Below are 18,705 nucleotides of genomic sequence, written 5' to 3' on the forward strand. Positions count from 1 at the left end.
GTCATCTATATGAATCCTGAAACGTACAAAATCTTTCGTGATAGACCGACTCCGCCGACTGGTCCGGTTCGCGGACAACCTCGGGAAAATCCAATTCCTGCAATGCATCCCGTTCGTCTGCATATTGCCCCACACCAATGCCGGCCACGATCGCGGCACCGACAGCACCTGCGCAGGAGCCGTTGACTGTACGAACCTCCATGCCGAGCACATCGGCGACGATTTGCGGCCACGGATTCGTTTCTGAAGGACCGCCAACGAGTGCGGCAGATGTGAAGCGCATGCCGGCTGCCTCCAACCGATTTAGCTCCCGCTTTAATAAATAAGCGGTCCCTTCCATCAGCGCTCTGGCGATATCCGGTTTGCCGTACCCTTCCCGGTTGTCGAATCCCTCTTGCCTGCTCGGATTGAGGGTGAGACCGCCCGCCCCATGTTTAGCGGAAGCGGCTAATCGATTGAACTCATGGTACCGATCCGGGCCGCCTGACACGAAGCGGCGTATATAACCATCGATAGAAGATGAGATCGCCGACAGCGAGAACATTCCGCCCCAAGTGCCCGCAGGATGAAGATAAGGATCGGTCAGCAGCTGCAGCTCTACGGAGCGCTGTCGTTCGTTCATCGGACAAAAGCCAACCCAGGATGTGCCGCAGGACAGAAGGAGCTGGCCTTCATCGATTACTCCAGTCCCTCTGGCCGCGCACGGATGATCGAATGTGCCGAGAACTACGGGCGTGCCGTGTGCCAACCCCGTTTCTAGGGCAGCTTCGATGCTTATTTCCCCGATCACTGAACCTGTGGGGCGAATCGGCGGAAGCTTGTGCTCGGGAATGCCGAGGGCATGCAGGGTGGGAAGATGCCACTGCCCCGTCTGCTGTTCCTGCAAATACATAGTGGTAGCGGTTGAGGGATCGACAGCCCAGGTGCCTGTCAATTTGTAAAGAATATAGTCCGTGCTCATGCAGATAACGGCAGCTGCGTCCAGCAGCTCCGGAGAATGGCACCTCATCCAGGCTAGATGGGCTATTGGAAACGCATTCAATAATGGCCAGCCCACGCGCTCATGCACCTCACCCGTGTCCATCCGTCCAAACACCGTTTCGATCTCATCACGAACACGTGCATCCATCCAACTGATCGCCGGCAGCATCGGCTTACCCTGTTCGTTCACCAGCACGGTGTTCCCGCTGGCCGAAGCGATGCTGAGTCCAGCGACAGTACCGCCTGAAGGAAGTGCAAGCGTAAGCCTTCGGATGACGTCCGTCACCGAACGGTACAATCGTTCCACATCGAACTGTACCTGATTGTTCTCAGCGGATAAGTGTGCTACCTTGTGCGTTTCACGGGACAGGATCGTACCAGCGGCAGTCATCAACACGCCTTTGATCGCAGACGTTCCTATGTCAAGTCCGATGAAGCCAATTTGCTCGCGGTTCAGTCCACCCGGCATCGCGTTCACCCTCTCTTAACTAGTGTTCCGCTTGCAGTAAGCTTTCGGAATCGGTATACTCCAATCCATGACTGACCGCAACCGGTTGGCAAGTAATTTTTCCTGCATAAGTGTTCAGCCCTTTGAGCAAAGAGGCATCCTCGAGCAGTGCCTTGCGCACCCCTTTGTTCGCGATCTGCACCAGATAAGGGAGAGTCGCTGACTCTAGTGCAAAGGTGGAAGTACGCGGAACAGCACCGGGAATGTTGGCGACAGAATAATGTACGACTCCGTGCTTCTCATAAGAAGGCTGATCGTGTGTCGTGATGCGGTCGATTGTCTCGATCGATCCACCCTGGTCGATGGCTACATCGACAATGACTGATCCTTTTTTCATCGTCCTTACCACAGACTCGCGCACGATCTTCGGTGCATTTGCTCCGGGAATGAGTACAGCTCCGATCAGTAGGTCAGCTTGACGCACCGCTTCGGTCACATTGTACTCGTTGCAAATCAATGTACGGATGCGGCCGGAGAAGATGTCATCCAGGTACACCAGCCGGCTCTTGCTTACGTCAAGCACAGTGACCCTTGCGCCGAGCCCGATAGCCATCTTGGCGGCATTGGTGCCGACAACTCCGCCGCCGATGATGACAACTTCCCCATTCGCGACGCCAGGAACTCCGCCAAGCAGAATACCCATGCCGCCGTTATATTTCTGCAGCAGCGAAGCCCCGATCTGCACGGACATACGGCCGGCGATTTCGCTCATTGGGGCTAGCAATGGCAGTTGACCGTTATTTAATTGGACGGTTTCATAGGCGATGCCTGTAATGCGTTTCTCCAGCAGCATGCGCGTCAGGGACAGATTCGGAGACAGATGCAAATACGTATATAGCGCCTGTCCCGGACAGAAATAATCGTATTCCGATTCCAGCGGTTCTTTTACTTTCACGATAAGGTCTGCTTGATCGAACAGCGCCTTCTTGTCCGCTAGTACGGTAGCACCCGCCTCACTGTACTGACGATCCTCGAATCCGCTGCCCATACCCGCGTTCTTTTCAACAAGTACCTGGTGGCCATGCCTTACGAGCTCGCCCACGCCGCCAGGCGTCAGGCCGACACGATGCTCGTTGTTTTTGATTTCTGTCACCAGTCCAATAATCATCCGCAATCCTCCCTTGAGTTTAGACGAGCCGGACTTCGACACCCTTTTCCTTGATAGCTTCGATCTCATCCTTGTTGGCATTGTGGTTGGAGATCAGGCTATCAATTTTGTCGATGGTCTCGATGCGTGCGAAGTTGGCACGACCTACTTTCGTGTAGTCTGCGACCAGAATTCTTTTGTCTACGAGTGCAATCATTCTTCGGTATAGTTCCGCTTCCAGGTGATGATAGGTTGTCACCCCGAATTCGGAGCTGACGCCGTCTGACGACAAAATAAGTTTGTCTGCTTTATACCGATTCAACTGGGCAATGGCATCGTCACCAGTAGTAAATTGGTATTCCATATTGATATTCCCGCCCAGCATGACGACAGCATTTAGGTTACGATGAAATCCGACTTCGTGGATCACAGGCAATGAATTCGTAATAATGATCAAGTTCTTATGATTTTTCAGCTCCTGCATCACATATAGCGGAGTTGTTCCGGAGCCGATGATGACTGTATCACCGTCGGAGATCATAGAGGCCGCTTCCATGGCGATTCTTCTTTTCTCCTCGCCGTTAGCCGCAGATCGGTCGTGAAAAGTCATATTGTAGTAATTCTTGTACGTACTGATCGCTCCGCCATGTATGCGCTGCAGCGCTCCCTGCTCTTCCAGAAGATCCAGATCCCCCCGGATTGTCACTTCCGAAATGCCAAACAGCTTGCTTAAATCAGCGACTTTCACTTTGCCCTCGCTTTGCAGCAGTTCCAGAATTCTCTTTCTTCTTTCGTCGATGTCGATCTCTCTCATATCTTGCTCGAACATGAACATTCCTCCAGTATCAAACGATAGGATGGACTGATTCGCCGGAACTCCCGCTCTTCTCCGTGCGGATCGCCCGAAGCGCTTCGTCCATATGACTTAATACGTAGTCTATCATTTCCCTGGTGGCGATTGTAGGGGGCTTCGTAAGCGCCGCAGGCGGACAGCTTGCTTTGTATGCCTGGGAACTGACATCAATACACCCTTCGTTCAGCTTCTTCGTGAACTGCGAGACAGTCTCTGCTTCACGGAAGAAAATCGTTGATAAATGTCCAAGCCCTTCCGTTCGGTCAATGAAGTCTGAATAGCATTCCGCGAGTTCTCGTAATTTGTCTTCATAATATTGACCTACTCCGCGAATATGGCTGCCATTCGCTTCTGTAAACTTCATTGTAATTAGATAAGCCAGCGCCGCCAGTTCCTCCTGGCCATTGGTGACGAGCGCGCCGAATTGGTTAAGCGTATCCATATCTGCTGTTGTGATGATGCGGGAAGCCGGATATTGTCCTCCCGGGAATCCTTTTCCGATGACAACGAAGTCGGGATTCAGCCCGTATTCACGGAACAGGAACATCGGCGGACACCACATACATGATTGAATTTCATCGCATAGGATCGGCGTATCGTGCTCGTGGCACAGTGCATAGACTTGCTGCAAATACTGTTGTTCGAGCTTGATGCCTCCGTAATTCATCAGAATGATTTCGTGCAGGAACCCCGCAGCCTTGTATGGCGGCTTATTGTACTGTTCGAATTTCGTTCGAAAATCTTCCCAATCATTGATTCGCACTGGACAAACTTTCATGATCCCTGCCCGCTCCAGCTTTTCACCTAACCCCGGCCACATGTCGCGCATGATCTGGGCAAAAATCGTCGTTCCATGGTAGTTCGCCTTGCCCCCGCCATCATGATCAGCCATCACAAAAAATACCGGCGTGCGATTCTCATACTTTGGCTGCTGGAAGGTTTCATCCAATGAATAAAAACGGGACAGCATCATTTTGATGCCTGCTTCGCAAGCTAACGTTCCGGTCTCGAGATTGATGACCCGATTCAGCACGTGCGGTTCTTGGGAAGCGAGGACGACATCTAACGCGTCCGTCTCCTCCGGATGAAGCCCATTAATCGTACGCACGAGCTCCCGTTCAAGAAGGCGGGTAATATAGCCGCGGGTGTTGTTATGGGTCGCATTCGTAATGCCAAGCGCTCTCGCATTGTCGATCAGCCGGTAACCGGGGAAATTGTGTCCTAGCGGGGTATGATAGTGCTCGCTCTTGGCTGCAAGATACAGCCTTCCGTCTTCTCCCAGACGTAAATATCCAAGGCCACCGATCGGACTCGCTTTCGTATTGGTTGCGTTTCTGAATGCATTCGTAGGCGCCCCATCAAGCGTAGATTCCAGAGCAGGGACGAATGGCTTACCGACTTGCTCCAACAAGCTGTTTGCTTGGGTAACATATTCCTCTGGCAAAAATTCAACCTCGTCATGCGCTATACGCTCAGCCTCAGCGTGATTAAGCCCCGATAGAGAAGTTGCTCCGGCTATGACCGCGTTCATATAGGATTCGCCTAACAATTGGAACAAAGACAGCTTTACGGAGTTCAATCAAACCACCTCACTTTCTGAATAGACAAGTTGTTTTTCTATTTCATTTAAATTTTATATAATTTTATTTAAGTTTCGTTTGATTGTCAATATTATTATTAATTACTTTCGTTTATATTTCTTTTGTAGATAAAAAGAAGGTGGTTTATTCTTATTACTGAAAAGGTCACGATTTGAAGTGAAATGGATTCAGCGAAGATAAAATAGGTCCAGGTTCTTGCCCTTACTTCCGGGACAAGAACCTGGACCTAAATCTGGGTGATGGAAATTCCATTATTCCAAAAAAAGATAGCAAATCTAAATGATCAGATACCTTATATAAATCAACGTATTTTTTTGATATTGACTTGCCTTTGAAAATCATCAGGCTATCTTAAGAGTTCTAAATAGTTCTTTGCTGTGTAGTTGAACAATTTAGAAAACTTAGGCCTGGATATCCCTATTCTAACCGGTATGGTGTGTCCACCAGCAAATTCATATTCGATATGCTTCTGGTGTGGACTAGGGGCAGCAAACCAGAGGAAAGATGAGATGAAACATTGTTATCTGACATCAACACCTTCTCCAAATTACTCTTCACTTACCTTGAACTCTTCCATTTCATTGCATATCTTCTACTTGAAATGATATACAATATTCCCCCCCAGCATCCAATAAGGCTCCCAAAATAATAGACGCCACCATGTAGCATAACTTTCGAGATCCATCTCAAATATGTTCATGGTTGAAAGTAAAATGGTTGTAAAATTTACAAGTCCATATATAAACAGCAGTATTCCACTTCCAAATGCCACGAAATAGATAGTCTTTCTGAGTAATATGTGGTCCGTTTTTCTTAAACGACCATGCTATACCTGAAATTATGGGCCATGAGTACCTTAAATTATTCATTTTTTCTCCTATAGGTTTTTGATTTAATTGCTTTCATTATTTCCCAGTTATACCATGATTCAAAATTGTCCTTTTTATTACCCTATAAAGACATAGATATCGCGGAAAATCGAAAAAGTAAACAGTCTAAGTAAAAGGAATTCTATAATCTAATGTCCTCCCGTAGTTTCCATAAGTCTTGATGAAAAAGTTGATTTACCGGATCCAGGACAACCAATGACGAACACTCTTTTCATTTATTCCTCCATTGAATTGCTTTCAAAAAAATATTGTGTCGATTTCGTCAAACGTATTCGTGTTCACGACGTCCAACTCCCTTAAGACCCAACTGGGCCTCCGCGATGCGGTTAGGGAGTGTGATGTGTCCAGCTGATTCTGCTTCCCTGCTACTGTTCACACTTCTCCGAATCCTCTTTTAACTCCTGCCGGACCGAGGCGGCTTGTCCGGTGATGCGTTAACATGGAGTTATATGGAGTTGGGGCCTTCCTGAATTACAACCACAAGCTCTTTATAAATGAAAGGTATCCTTAATGATTCTTGCGACTTCATCGGCACTTAAATTGGTATTATTGATTCTCAAATAGTTCTCTCTTGTAATCTCTCCTTCATAAGAGTTAAGTCTATGCTTTTCCATCGTGTTGATTAAGTCCATTTCAGATTGTTCAATATTTCTTTTTGTTGGTTTTTGATCTAGTCTAAACGCCGTTGTATTTCGTAATAATCTTTCTTCTATATCTGCCTCTAATTCAACAAAATAGATTTGGCCACCTTTTGATTCAAAAATATCACACGTTTGCATAACAAATTCCCAATCTGCCTGGAGATCAAATCCCCATACATATGTAAATATAAGTCCATACTGATTACTGTTGGAAAATGATTCGAACAATTCTCTTCTTACAATGCTTGATAATCTCCATGTTTCACTACTGAAACCAAAAAAGGGATGGAACAGCTCAATCGACATATGATTGTGGAATAATTTCAATTCGGTTATTTTTGTTAATTCATGACCAACCGACATCTTGCCGACGGCTTGGGGTCCAAATAATAATAGGAACTTAATAATAATCACTCCTGCTCTTAAGATCTTGCGCCAATTCCTTATGACGTAATGGCCGCGACGCGGTTAGGCAGTGCAGGGTTGTCCGCCTGAATCCACTTCCTCGAAAATCCTCGGGCGGACCAAGGGGTGACAGCTCAACTGTGTAAACGTGTTGTTATCCGAGGTTCGTCCTGGAAACAGCCATTGTTTTTAAGGCGTTCTCCAAATAGCTATATACATCATCTGCAATTCCCAGAAACTCTTCAACAAGTACATTACTATCCAAGTAACAAGCATACAGATAATCAACTAAAGCGGAGTCAATCTCGCAATAGTTTAATATGGCATTCTTCATCTTAATAATGTCATCTTCCCATACACCCGTATCTTCTAAAACCAAAGAGTATAATGCACGAATTAATCTCTTAGAATAACCTTTAATATATCTAGTTTTCATTGTGTTATCACTAGCATTAGAAAGTAAATTATGTATACGATCTACTTCCTCCTTGGTCTCTGTATTTAAGTCTAAAATGAACTCTGGAGAAATAATTATCGGTGGTATTTTTTCACCAACGTCATGACCATATATGCAAACACAAATGATCTTAACCCAAAAACCCCACTCATTCGGTTTACTTAATACATCGTCAATTGAGCAAATTATCGTATCAATCTTAGTTACTACTGGATATTCTTCTAAAAGCCTGTCTTTAATATTTGACAATCTTTCGTAATCAATATCTTTAGGATTTACACATACAATAGTAAAGTCTGCATCTGACTTAAAAGGTTTAGCAGTTCCTTTTGGAATAGAGCCACACATATAAATGCTATGAATCTTACCTTTAAATTCGTTAAGTATATTATCTATATACTTATCAACAAAATCCTTATATTCACTTTGTATTGCAATTCTATTTATAACTTTTTCTAATATCATATAGATTCCTCCTAAACTAAGAACTTCTTTCGGCTAACGTTCCCGCATCTATGACGCGACCCGGCCTTAGATAGCTCTTATCTTAGGCCGGGTCGTGTGTTGTCTGAATATTCTTCTATACTATGTGTATAACCCCTGACAACCAAGGGGCGAATGCCCCGCAGCATAGATGCATTGTTAAGTGATCTTACTGCCTTCACTGTATTTACATTCTCACGAAGTTTTTATAGATATATAATGTTTTTAGTCTTGAATGTATTCTAGTTATTTATAGTATTTTTATGGTATTTCATTATGTCTTATATGTGATAAATTTTCTAGTACAATATACGGCTAAAAGGGCGGTTGGCTAGTCTCCCGGAAGGGAGGTGATGCCCATGGAGGTCAAAGACGCACTTACCTTAATGTTCATGTTCGGCATGTTCATTTTGGCGCTTTTTACCTACATGAAAAAGAAATAGACCGCCCTGCCTAAGGTAACGGTCTATTTCGACCACCACTTAGCGGCCGACTGCTCTTTATGCAGTTATTGTGCTCTGGAGTCGTGTTCCCGCACGACTCCTTAATTATTCTTACCTCAGTATAACTCATTTTATAACGCTTTTATAGGTATTATTTTCTTTAGTTATTCTTTATACATATTTTGTCTTGCAGTAATTTCACCTAACGTTCTTGTTTTTCTGAACCCGAGAGGCTTAAAGGAGCGAAGCGACTGGGTGGCTCCGCCACTTAGCCTCGCAGGGTTGTCTGTCTGATTATCTCCTCTTGGATACCTTCGGGCAGACCTAGGAGCGAATGCGACTCAGCAGGAAAACGGTGTTATACGCTGGTTCGTTCTTCTTCGAACTCACTATCATTGCTTGTTCATACATAGGGTTGTACAATTAATTTATAAGTCTTTTTGGAGGTGTTTATGTATGAAATGGAGTCATATCCGTAAGATCCATCCTAATCGTTGGGTATTAGTTGAAGCACTTACCACTCATTCTAATAATAACAAGAGAACTATTGAAGAAATGTCAGTTGTTTCTGAATATGACGACCCTAAGCATGCATGGGCCTCATATAAAAAACTTCATTTGTCAGAGCCTGTTAGAGAACTCTATATATTCCACACTGGAAATGAATTCATTGAAGTCATTGAGCAACCCTTTACCGGAATTAGAGGTCTTCGATGAAAATACATCTTGTAAATGGTCTGCCTATTGTTTCTCTTCCTCTATCTTACAAGAATAAATCAACTCTTCTCAATAATGTCTTACTGGATACTGGATGCTCCACAACTATCTTTGATACAGATCTTGTTGAACCTATTGGCCTGGATATAGACTTTATCAACGGAAAGTCGGTTCGGATGTATGGAGTAGGTGGCTCAAGTGAGTTGTGTTATCAACAGATTGTCTCAGACTTCTCTATTGATAGCCTCCTGCTTAAAGAATTTACTATCCAACTAGGACTTACGAAAGAACCTTATGGTTTCGATGCAATATTAGGTGTCGACTTTCTTTATAAATTTGGGTTAAACATCGATTTTAAAAATTTAGTTATTTCATAAAGTTTTAACGAAATTGCGTATAACGTTCCCGTATTCACGACGCCGAGAGGCTTAAGGTCGCAAAGCGACCGGGTCCGACAGGACTTAGCCTCGCAGGTGTGTCTGCCTGATCCCGCTTCCCCGAAATCCATCTAGCGGACCAAGGGGCCGCAGGCTCCGCAGCGGGAATACATTGTTGGTATTCTCAGTTCATACCCGACTGGTTCGGGGATGAACTTTTTTCTTTATACTGGAGAAAACACTGGGTTGAATAACGTATGCTTTGTTGGGACATAGATCCCGTCGCATAAAGTGTTATATGCCCTCGCCTTTTGTTCATACCCCGATTCAGCTGGTTGGGTCCTGAACCCGTATCACCGTTCCAACCTGTGGAGAACGAGAGTGCCGGTTCCAGTGAAATTTAAGGAGGTTATATGAATCAGCCTGTTCTAAGTATTGATGTCGCTAAAGGCAAAAGTGTTGCTGCTGCTTTTCTTTCCTACCAAGACTGTATGTATTAACCGTTTCCGTTTTACCATTCAGCAGAAGATCTCCAGCGGCTCCTGACCATTCTGGAGGAGTTGAGGCCCGCCTCCGGTCAAGAACCAAAGGTGGTTCTCGAAGCCACTGGGAATTATTCGAAACCTCTTGCTTCCTTCTTTTCTTCCCAAGGTTATTCTGTCATTCTTTTGAACCCGTTGTTAACTCACCAGCTTAGGCAGAAGGCCGTACGTAAGGTGAAAACCGATCCCATCGATGCGATACGTATTGCTCAAGTTTTTTACTTACAAGACCCTCAGCCTCAAGTACAGCTGAATGAGACGGTTCAGCAACTCCGCGTTATCTGTCGACAATATCAGCATTGGACGGCCTTATATGGCGAGACGCAGCTTCATTTCCGTGCTGTTCTCGATCTCCTTTTTCCGGGTTACGATAAAGCCTTTCAAAAAGTCTGCACTCGCACTTCCTTGGAGTTGTTATCTCGTTTCCCTACTCCTGCCGAGCTTCTAGCTGCAGATCCTGAAGAGGTTTTGAAACTGCTGCTTTGCAACCGTCGAGGCCAAGTATGGAACGAAACAAAGTTGCAGCAGCTGCTCGAAATCGCCAGGCACAGCCTGCCAGATCTTCATGGTATTGAAGCTCAAAAGGTGGTTCTTAAACAGTATATTCACCTTCTTAAAACGTATCAGGATTGCATGAATGACCTTTTACAGTCCATGCAAACACTAGCCGAATCGATGGAAACCTACCATCTTCTTCGTACTATTCCTGGTGTTGGCCCCTTAACAGCGTCCATGCTCATAGCTGAAATCGGAGACATAAAAAGGTTCCCTTCCGTGAAGCAGCTAACAGCTTTTGCAGGGCTAGACTCAGCTGTTCACGAATCGGGAACCTTTAAATCCAAGAAGAATCGAATATCGAAACGAGGCTCTTCGTACCTTCGAACGGCTCTTTATCAGGCTACCGTAGCAGCCATTTCCAAGCAGGTTCATGGCCCTAGAAATTCGACTCTCTTTCAATTCTATCAGCAAAAACGAAACGAAGGCAAATCGGCAAAAGTCGCAATTGTCGCTGCTTCTCATAAGCTTTTGCGCATTATTTTTGGCATGTGGAACTCTGGTAGAGCTTTTTTTGCTGATTACTAATGAAATTGGAAATTAACTTCCATTAATTCCTTCCTATCGGGCAGGTTTATTTGAGTATGTTTGATTTTTGACTGTCTATGTATTTTAGAAGGTAGGCTTGACTTTGATTAGCTGGTTTATAAGATGTTAGGGCCTTCCTGGCTTACTTACTAATTCTTTTAATTCTGTTTTAGTCTCTCTAAACGATGATCTTCAATGATTTCAATATTCCTTCGGTTTTGAATATAGTCTATAATTTGTTTATTTATATTTGGAATTAAAAGTATTTTGTCTAGGTCGTGAATAGGAATCCATTTCACTGCGGTTTGATGAGGATCTGGTTGTGAGGGTAGATGAGGAACTGAATTGTTCTTTAGTTTGCATTCAAAAATAAGATGTAGTCCGTGTTTTTCATTATCATTATAGTCCCCTGATTGCTTATGGGGAGCCATTTCATATACTAATGCTATCGGACCTACTTCAATATCTGCACAGGTTTCTTCGAGAACTTCTCGTCTTACTCCATCCATTATTGTCTCTCCCGGCTCTAATCCACCCCCTGGCAAGTTGTAATGGACACCTCTCTCCTCATATTCAACTAATAAAATTGAATCATTTTCAATAATTAGAGCTGTACAACGTATCCGAACGTGTGACAATACAGCACCTCGCTTTTAAGTTTTTTTGTTTTTTTTAATGTTTTGCCCCAATTTCTTATAACGTTCCCGTATTCACGACGTCGAGAGGCTTAAGGTCGCAAAGCGACCAGGTCCGACAGGACTTAGCCTCGCAGGTGTGTCCGCCTGATTCTACTCCCCTGAAAAATCCTCGGGCGGACCGAGGATCGGCGAAGACGATGCGAAGCGTGAATACATTGTTAGATGAGGCTCTTGCCTACTTCGAGTTACGATAACGATACGTCTTTTAATTCAATTCTATTCCCTTCTGGATCAATGATAACCCCAATGGTTCCCCATATATGTCTATAGACCTTTACATCTAATTGTCGTTTTAGATCTTCTAACGTCTTGTCAAAGTCCTCTACATCAATTCTAATTACTGTTGGATTTTGAGCCCTTGTCTTTTCGACTTCAGATCCTACACCATTGGCCTCAACCATTAAATAGCTGTTACCAAAATCAAATATTGTCAAATCCTCTTTCTGCTCTCTTATAGAAAGTCCAAGTATTAAACTATAGAATTCAACATTTCTTTTGTAATTTTCAAGGAACAGTATGAATCCAGTTTCCCTTATCTTCATCAAGAATCGCCTCATTTTATTTATTGGTTTTTTCCTGCAAGAATTTCACCTAACGCTACTGTATCCACGACGTCCCACCGACTTAAGTGACCATCGGGATCGGCCGAGATGCGGTTAGTCGATGCGGATGTGTCCGTCTGATTTCACTACCCTGCCATTCCCCTTCGGGCGGACCGAGGAGCTGCTAGGCTCCGATGCGTGGATATGATGTTAGATGAAGTCGGGTCTTCATTGTGACGCTCTCAAAACTTCTTTCAATTTGGGTCCTAATTGATTTAACTTATGTTTAATAAATGGTTGTGTACTTTCCGGAACTTCAAAGATATTAAAATACCTTGCTTCCAATACTTCATTACCATCCGGAATTATTTCACCATAATATTCAGTGCAAATATATCCAATTATTATATTGTAGTATTCATGTCCATTCCTTAACTTTGTATGTAATTCACTTCCGGAGAACACATCAAGTAGTTTAAGTGTCTTTAACTCTATACTTAATTCTTCTTTCACTTCTCTCCTAAGACATTCTTCAACTGATTCTCCCAATTCCATTAATCCTCCAGGAATTCCCCATGATTGATCTTGATATTTTACTAGTAGAATTTGTCCATAGCCATTTATAATGGCTGCACTCGGTCTTACTAAGATCAATGGATGATTTCCAACAATCTTTCTTAGATCTTCAATATACCCCACTGATAATCCCTCCTAAATATTGTTCTAAACCCAATTTCGTCTAACGTTCCCGTATCTACGAACCCGAGAGGCTTAAGGAAGCGCTAGCGACCGGGTCCGACGGACTTAGCCTCGCAGGGTTGTCTGCCTGGTTTCACTTCTCCGAATTTACTTCAGCAGACCAAGGGCCGAATGGCCCGCAGTGTAGATATAATGTTAGATGATTTAATCGCCAGCCTGAAACCCCTTTCAATAGTTCTTATTGTCTGTTTTCTCTTTTATATATTCTATATGTCTTTTATTATTTGCTGTCCACTCCACTAAAATTTCAGTTTCATTTAGATCGTTATCTTCTATAATTATATTCTTTGAGTATTGACTTCCGTTATATCCATTCTCTAGAGAGTACTTACTTATTTTATCCCCCTTTACTAATATTATAGTTGCGTTACTCTCTTTATAGAGTCCATTTATCTTAACTTGAATGTTTAAGCCTTTGCCATATGTGATAGAAAATGGTCCCAAGTTGGATTCTAATCTTTGAAGTAATAGATAGACTACGTTGAATAAGATTAAAACTAGTAAAATAAGTGAAATTGTTTTTTCTTGAATTTAGGACTCATTTCATCACATAACCTTTCATAAAGAAACAGTGAATATATGTTATTTAGTATCCAGCGATTATTTCATCTAACGTTTCCGCATCTACGACGTGACCCGGCCTTAGATAGCTCTTATCTTAGGCCGGGTCGTGTGTTGTCTGAATATTCTTCTATGTTTATAACCTCTGACAACCAAGGGGCGAATGCCCCGCAGCGTAGATGCAATGTTATCTGATGTTCTCGCTTCCCGATTCACCCACAGGTTTCATTTAGTTCTTTCATAGTTTGTAATGCCCTTATTAAAGCTTCTTTGTCACGTCTTCTTCCCTTTTCCGTTTTTGTTAATTCGATTTTCTCGAATGCTTCATCAGGATTAAACCATCCGACTTCCTGTGTTTCCTTATCAAAATCAATTATTCTTCCTGTCGGTTTCATTAAGTAATATTTAGTCTTGCATGTATCTGATTCAAACTCCCCCGGTATCCTTGATATTATTAAACATTCATATCCGGTTTCCTCCATGACTTCTCTTAGAGCTGTATCTTCAGTAGTAATATCACTTTCTTCATAGGATCCTTTAGCAAAAGTCCAAATATAGCCACCCCAATGATTACTAGGACTTCGCATTAAAACTTGTCCCTCTTCGTTAAATACAATGCCACCATAGGCGAATTCTCCCATTATAATTCTTCCGATCTATATTATTTTTTTGGTGTATCATAGTGAACTTACGAGAATGTCAGATAACATCATATCCACGAACTTCGCGAATACCTCCATATTACGCATATTCCTGTACTTCGTAAATACTTCATTCACACGGGTATTTACGAACCCCGCAATGCATCCCCATCATATACCATTCAATAATCCAGCGGACTCTTAATCCGCCTGGCGTCCTTTACGGATACGTGAGTATAACGCTCTGTTGTACGGCTGCTTTGATGTCCCAGCAGCTCTTGAATATACCGTAGATCCGTGCCGGCCTCCAGTAAATGTGTTGCGAAAGAATGGCGCAATACGTGAATGCTAACCTTTTTTGTTATGCCTGATCGCTGTAGTGCCTGGGTGAATACTTTTTGCACGGAACGTTCTGTGAGATGGCTTCCTTCCGGTTGACCGGGAAACAACCACTTCTCAAACGTGTGTACCTTCATATATTCTTGAAGCACCATAAAAGCGGCTTCTGATAAGATCGTAAATCGATCCTTCCGCCCTTTACCTTGACGCACTTTAACAATTCGTCTTTCCTCATCAATATCTGAGAGCGTCAAACGCACAACCTCTCCCACTCGCAAACCGGAGGAATACGTTAAATACAGTATCGCTCTATGCTTGATATTATCCACCTGGGAAAGTATCTGTTTCACTTCATTTAAGGATAATACGTCAGGTAATTTACTTTCTTTTTTGGGCCTAATGTATCCGGTTGTCTCCATATGTCCACAAACATTTTTCCAATAAAATTGCAGAGCACTAATACACTGATTAACATAGGCATGCGAATATCCACGACTTATCAGAAGCAATGAATATGCTTGGAGATTCACTTTCTCATCTTTATTACTTTCCTCAGCATATCGCCGGACATGTCCCAGGTACGCTTTAATGGTCTTCGGACTATATCCTCGCAAAGTCAGTAGTTCCTTCATTTTTCTTTCTTGCTGTGGATTGAACTGGTGTAAATCAACAGCCTGGGTCTCAATAATATTTTCCCTATTCAAAGCGCTCTTCTTAACCCAACCATCCAACCATTCTCTCACCTGCTTCAATTGTGAACTCAGCTGTATTTGGTCCCGAGCAAACTTCTGAAATAGCTGCTCCAACGTTTCTTTTGTATACGGAATCGTCCAAACACGATCATCCGGTATCCATTTCCGACCGCGTATCTGCTTTATTTTCTGAATATCCTCATCCCGAAAATATTTCAAAGTCAGTTCAAGCGAATAATCATCCCGTTCCTCCACAATAATTTTAGCCAACCCCATCCTCCTCAAATATCGTTCTAAAAAGCTATGTCCTGTATCAGCACAATCCACTCGACCTTAGGTAGAACATTTTCACTTAAAGGAGATCGACAATTCCGGTTCAAATCCCTCGCAGCAATGAATCCGGCAACTTATATATTAAAAAAGACCCGCAAGTCACAATTCGTGACCTGCAGGCCTTCGTTCTCCGAAGCCTACTGCTTCATTATATTTATCTTATGAACACTTGCTGTATCCGCAGTTGCTGCAGGTTTTGCAGCCTTCGATGTTAATCAGCGAAGCACCGCCGCAGGATGGGCACAGGTCACGGGAAGCTGTCTCATGGCTTGAGTGACCGCCATGTCCATGGCCGGCATCTGCATAAGCAGGTTCAGCTGGAGCCAAGGTTGCAGCTACCGGAGCGGGATCGAAATCATCCGAGCTATTGTGCGCAACATGGTTTTCGAGCGCTTTAGCTACGGCGTCAGCAATGGATTCAACGCGGTTCGCGCCAAAGCCGATTGCACCGGAGCCGCCAATGCCTTTGAGATGCTTGATCAGCAGTTCAACCTTGTTACCATGATCGCCATAGCGAAGGAACAGGGAGCACACACGGCCCAAAGCTTCAGCCATAGCGAATACGTCAGAACCCGCTTTACCTACATTCAGGAAGATTTCTCCCGGAATGCCGTTCAAATCATTGATCGTAATATATGCCATACCGAATGGTGTATTGATCTTGTAAGTTGCACCGCGCAGAACCTGAGGACGGCTCTTGTACTGCTTATCCAGCCCGCTCTTGCCTGGAGCAGGAGTCGTATTTACAGGAGTGCTTGCAGGAACACTTGCTGTTTCTGCACTTGCTTTCTCTTCAGTCTCGGAAGCCTTGTCTTCCTTCTTCTCTGTCTGAAGCACCTGTACATCACGGCTGCCGTCACGATAGATGGTTACCCCTTTACATCCCAGGTCGAAGGCAAGCTCATACAGGCGTTTTGTATCTTCCACCGTAAAGTCGGAAGGACAGTTGGCTGTCTTCGAAATGGAGCTGTCCACCCAGCGCTGAATAGCTGCTTGTACACGGATATGATCCTCAGCGGACAAGTCCATAGCAGTCACGAAGTAATCCGGCAGTTCTTCACCCGGATGGCTGTCCAGCCAATCCTGTGCAATCGGTACGAACTGCTCATCGAAGCCAAGACGGCTTTGACGGAAATACTTGAATGCGAAGTATGGCTCGATACCTGTCGACGTTCCTACCATAGTACCCGTGCTGCCTGTAGGAGCTTGAGTAATTACGGTAACGTTACGCGCACCTTTTGTGCGGACAGCTTCCGCTACTTCCGGGAACGTTTCGGCCATATTTTTCATGAACCCGCTTTGCATATACAGATCTGCATCAAATGCGAGGAAGGAGCCCTTCTCTTCCGCAATATCTGCAGATGCAAGATAAGCTTCACGAGCGATAAAGCCGTACAATTTATCAAGGAAGTCCAGGGATTCCGGGCTGCCATAACGGATGTTCAGCTTGATCATCAGCTCGGCAAGACCCATGGTTCCAAGACCTACACGGCGCTCTTTTTTCTGGTTTGCTTCATTTTCCGGAAAATGATAAGGAGTTGTATCAATCACGTTATCCAGGAAACGAACCGAGTAACGCGTGGTGATCGCCAGCTCTTCCCAGTCCACATCGTGTTTCTCTTCATCGTAGAACTTGGACAGGTTCATTGCAGACAGGTTACATACGCCCCATCCTGGCAATCCCTGCTCACCGCAAGGGTTCGTACAGATGATCGGATTGAAGTACCAGCTGTTCGACATCTGATTGTAGTACTCCATAAATACGACACCTGGCTCAGCGGACTTCCAAGCGGACTCCATGATCGTTGTCCAGATTTCACGAGCTTTCATCGTTTTATACGTAATGACCTTGCGGCCTGCTTGCTTCCATTTATCCAGATCGCCGTCCCACACTTCGTCATAATCAGCATCCGAAGTATCCGGGAATACCAGATCCCAATCGAGATCTTCTTTTACAGCTTTCATAAAGTCATTGCTTACGCAGACGGACAGATTCGCATTCGTAACCTGACCCATTGTTTGCTTAACAGTGATGAAATCCATTACATCCGGATGCCAGTCATTCATCATCAGCATGAGCGCACCGCGGCGGCTGCCGCCCTGCTCAATAAGTCCCGTAGTGTAGCTGAACAATCCGCCCCAGGATACGGCACCACTGGAAGAACCGTTCACACCTTTTACAATCGCACGGCGCGGACGAAGGGATGACAGGTTAATACCTACACCGCCGCCGCGAGACATAATTTCAGTCATTTCAGACAAGGTTTTCATAATTCCACCACGGCTGTCCTTCGGCGAAGGAATTACGTAGCAGTTAAACAGGGTCAATTCATCGCTTGCGCCTGCTCCTGCTGCAATACGGCCGCCCGGAACCAGTTTCCAGTCATCAAGAATATGGCGGAATTTCGCCTTCCATTCTTCCTGTAGTTCAGGTGTTGCTTCTGCCGATGCCATCGCAGCTGCCAAGCGGTCCCACATTTCCTCAGGTGTCTTCTCAATCGTCAGCGTCAGCTTCTCTACATCAGCCTCTACCAGTTCGCCTTTACGGGTCTTCACGGTGACAAGACGGCCATCACGCTTCACAATCTCTCCAACTTCCTTAGTCGGGAACTTCGGATCGTCTTTCGTCAGAACCAGAACCACATCGCCCACCTTGGCGTTATGGGAATTAGCGTCTTTCCACGCATACCGGTCCAAAAAGATCTTCTCACTTAAACCTTCCAGCCGCTGATTTTGCATCGTACTCAAGAACAACTACCTCCTATATATACATATAAATTCTATAAATCCATATCTAGCCAATATGATCCCGGCCTACTACATTTAACCCCATATGTACACCGGTTAAACGCAAAAAGCTATTATAACCACACCATATATTGTGGGCGAGCTTCATTATACTATACTACATATGGTAAAACTATGCCGAAGATGTGAAATTTAAGGCTTGTACGCCGATTATCGTCAAACAAGCTTCTGTTTTCTTGTTCTCTCTCCCTTTTTTAAATAATCTCTCTGAAAAAATAATGAAAAATCACCAAACGTAGTATTTACGCGATTTGAGGACCAAAA

Annotated in this window: 15 protein-coding genes and 1 pseudogene; 4 read left to right on the plus strand and 12 right to left on the minus strand. The window is 44.3% G+C overall.

The window, feature by feature from the left end; all coding sequences use genetic code 11:
* Position 1 precedes the first annotated feature (1 nt).
* The 6 genes from BN1234_RS17815 to BN1234_RS17845 all read right to left on the minus strand — a co-directional run bounded on the left by BN1234_RS17815 (position 2) and on the right by BN1234_RS17845 (position 7,888).
* Entirely contained in the window at positions 2-1,450 is a 1,449-nt protein-coding gene (locus BN1234_RS17815; protein ID WP_054957986.1) for a xylulokinase, read from the minus strand.
* A 19-nt stretch (positions 1,451-1,469) separates the two neighbouring features.
* On the minus strand, positions 1,470-2,597 hold the full coding sequence (gene ald / locus BN1234_RS17820) for an alanine dehydrogenase (protein ID WP_054957987.1): 1,128 nt from the start codon (positions 2,595-2,597) through the stop codon (positions 1,470-1,472).
* A 19-nt stretch (positions 2,598-2,616) separates the two neighbouring features.
* Positions 2,617-3,405 carry a DeoR/GlpR family DNA-binding transcription regulator gene (locus tag BN1234_RS17825; RefSeq protein ID WP_054957988.1) on the minus strand — a complete coding sequence of 263 codons (789 nt, stop codon included), beginning with the start codon at positions 3,403-3,405 and terminating at the stop codon, positions 2,617-2,619.
* 16 nt (positions 3,406-3,421) lie between these two features.
* The gene (locus BN1234_RS17830) at positions 3,422-5,008 is read right to left on the minus strand and encodes an aminotransferase class III-fold pyridoxal phosphate-dependent enzyme (protein WP_054957989.1); all 1,587 of its coding nucleotides are present in this window, start codon (positions 5,006-5,008) and stop codon (positions 3,422-3,424) included.
* A gap of 1,400 nt (positions 5,009-6,408) precedes the next feature.
* A complete protein-coding gene (locus tag BN1234_RS17840) occupies positions 6,409-6,966 on the minus strand; it encodes a shikimate kinase (protein ID WP_054958044.1) in 558 nt (185 codons plus the stop codon).
* Positions 6,967-7,120: 154 nt separating this feature from the next.
* Entirely contained in the window at positions 7,121-7,888 is a 768-nt protein-coding gene (locus BN1234_RS17845) for a nucleotidyltransferase domain-containing protein (protein ID WP_054957991.1), read from the minus strand.
* Positions 7,889-8,265: 377 nt separating this feature from the next.
* On the opposite strand from BN1234_RS17845, the gene BN1234_RS23000 reads away from it, so the two are divergent.
* From BN1234_RS23000 to BN1234_RS17860, 4 genes and pseudogenes are all read left to right on the plus strand, one after another.
* A complete protein-coding gene (locus BN1234_RS23000; RefSeq protein WP_306455091.1) occupies positions 8,266-8,349 on the plus strand; it encodes a putative holin-like toxin in 84 nt (27 codons plus the stop codon).
* Between the two features lie 456 nt (positions 8,350-8,805).
* A complete protein-coding gene (locus tag BN1234_RS17850; protein ID WP_054957992.1) occupies positions 8,806-9,066 on the plus strand; it encodes a hypothetical protein in 261 nt (86 codons plus the stop codon).
* On the plus strand, positions 9,063-9,443 hold the full coding sequence (locus tag BN1234_RS17855; RefSeq protein ID WP_054957993.1) for a retropepsin-like aspartic protease: 381 nt from the start codon (positions 9,063-9,065) through the stop codon (positions 9,441-9,443). The genes BN1234_RS17850 and BN1234_RS17855 overlap by 4 nt, the downstream gene beginning before the upstream one ends.
* Positions 9,444-9,967: 524 nt before the next feature.
* Positions 9,968-11,068 (plus strand): annotated as a pseudogene (locus tag BN1234_RS17860) (IS110 family RNA-guided transposase); the annotation flags it as partial.
* A gap of 158 nt (positions 11,069-11,226) precedes the next feature.
* On the opposite strand, the gene BN1234_RS17865 reads toward BN1234_RS17860, so the two are convergent.
* The 6 genes from BN1234_RS17865 to BN1234_RS17895 all read right to left on the minus strand — a co-directional run bounded on the left by BN1234_RS17865 (position 11,227) and on the right by BN1234_RS17895 (position 18,372).
* Positions 11,227-11,706 (minus strand): NUDIX domain-containing protein, encoded by a 480-nt coding sequence (locus BN1234_RS17865; protein ID WP_054957994.1) that lies wholly within the window; start codon positions 11,704-11,706, stop codon positions 11,227-11,229.
* 245 nt (positions 11,707-11,951) lie between these two features.
* Positions 11,952-12,308, minus strand: a complete 357-nt coding sequence (locus BN1234_RS17870) for a VOC family protein (protein WP_054957995.1) — start codon at positions 12,306-12,308, stop codon at positions 11,952-11,954.
* Between the two features lie 228 nt (positions 12,309-12,536).
* Positions 12,537-13,007 (minus strand): NUDIX hydrolase, encoded by a 471-nt coding sequence (locus BN1234_RS17875; protein WP_054957996.1) that lies wholly within the window; start codon positions 13,005-13,007, stop codon positions 12,537-12,539.
* 833 nt (positions 13,008-13,840) lie between these two features.
* The gene (locus BN1234_RS17885; protein WP_054957998.1) at positions 13,841-14,269 is read right to left on the minus strand and encodes an NUDIX domain-containing protein; all 429 of its coding nucleotides are present in this window, start codon (positions 14,267-14,269) and stop codon (positions 13,841-13,843) included.
* 182 nt (positions 14,270-14,451) lie between these two features.
* Entirely contained in the window at positions 14,452-15,570 is a 1,119-nt protein-coding gene (locus BN1234_RS17890) for a tyrosine-type recombinase/integrase (RefSeq protein ID WP_245640216.1), read from the minus strand.
* Between the two features lie 222 nt (positions 15,571-15,792).
* On the minus strand, positions 15,793-18,372 hold the full coding sequence (locus BN1234_RS17895) for an adenosylcobalamin-dependent ribonucleoside-diphosphate reductase (RefSeq protein ID WP_370734177.1): 2,580 nt from the start codon (positions 18,370-18,372) through the stop codon (positions 15,793-15,795).
* Positions 18,373-18,705: the final 333 nt, after the last annotated feature.

Source organism: Paenibacillus dakarensis, assembly GCF_001373415.1.
GTDB classification, from domain to species: Bacteria; Bacillota; Bacilli; order Paenibacillales; family Paenibacillaceae; genus Paenibacillus_AQ; species Paenibacillus_AQ dakarensis.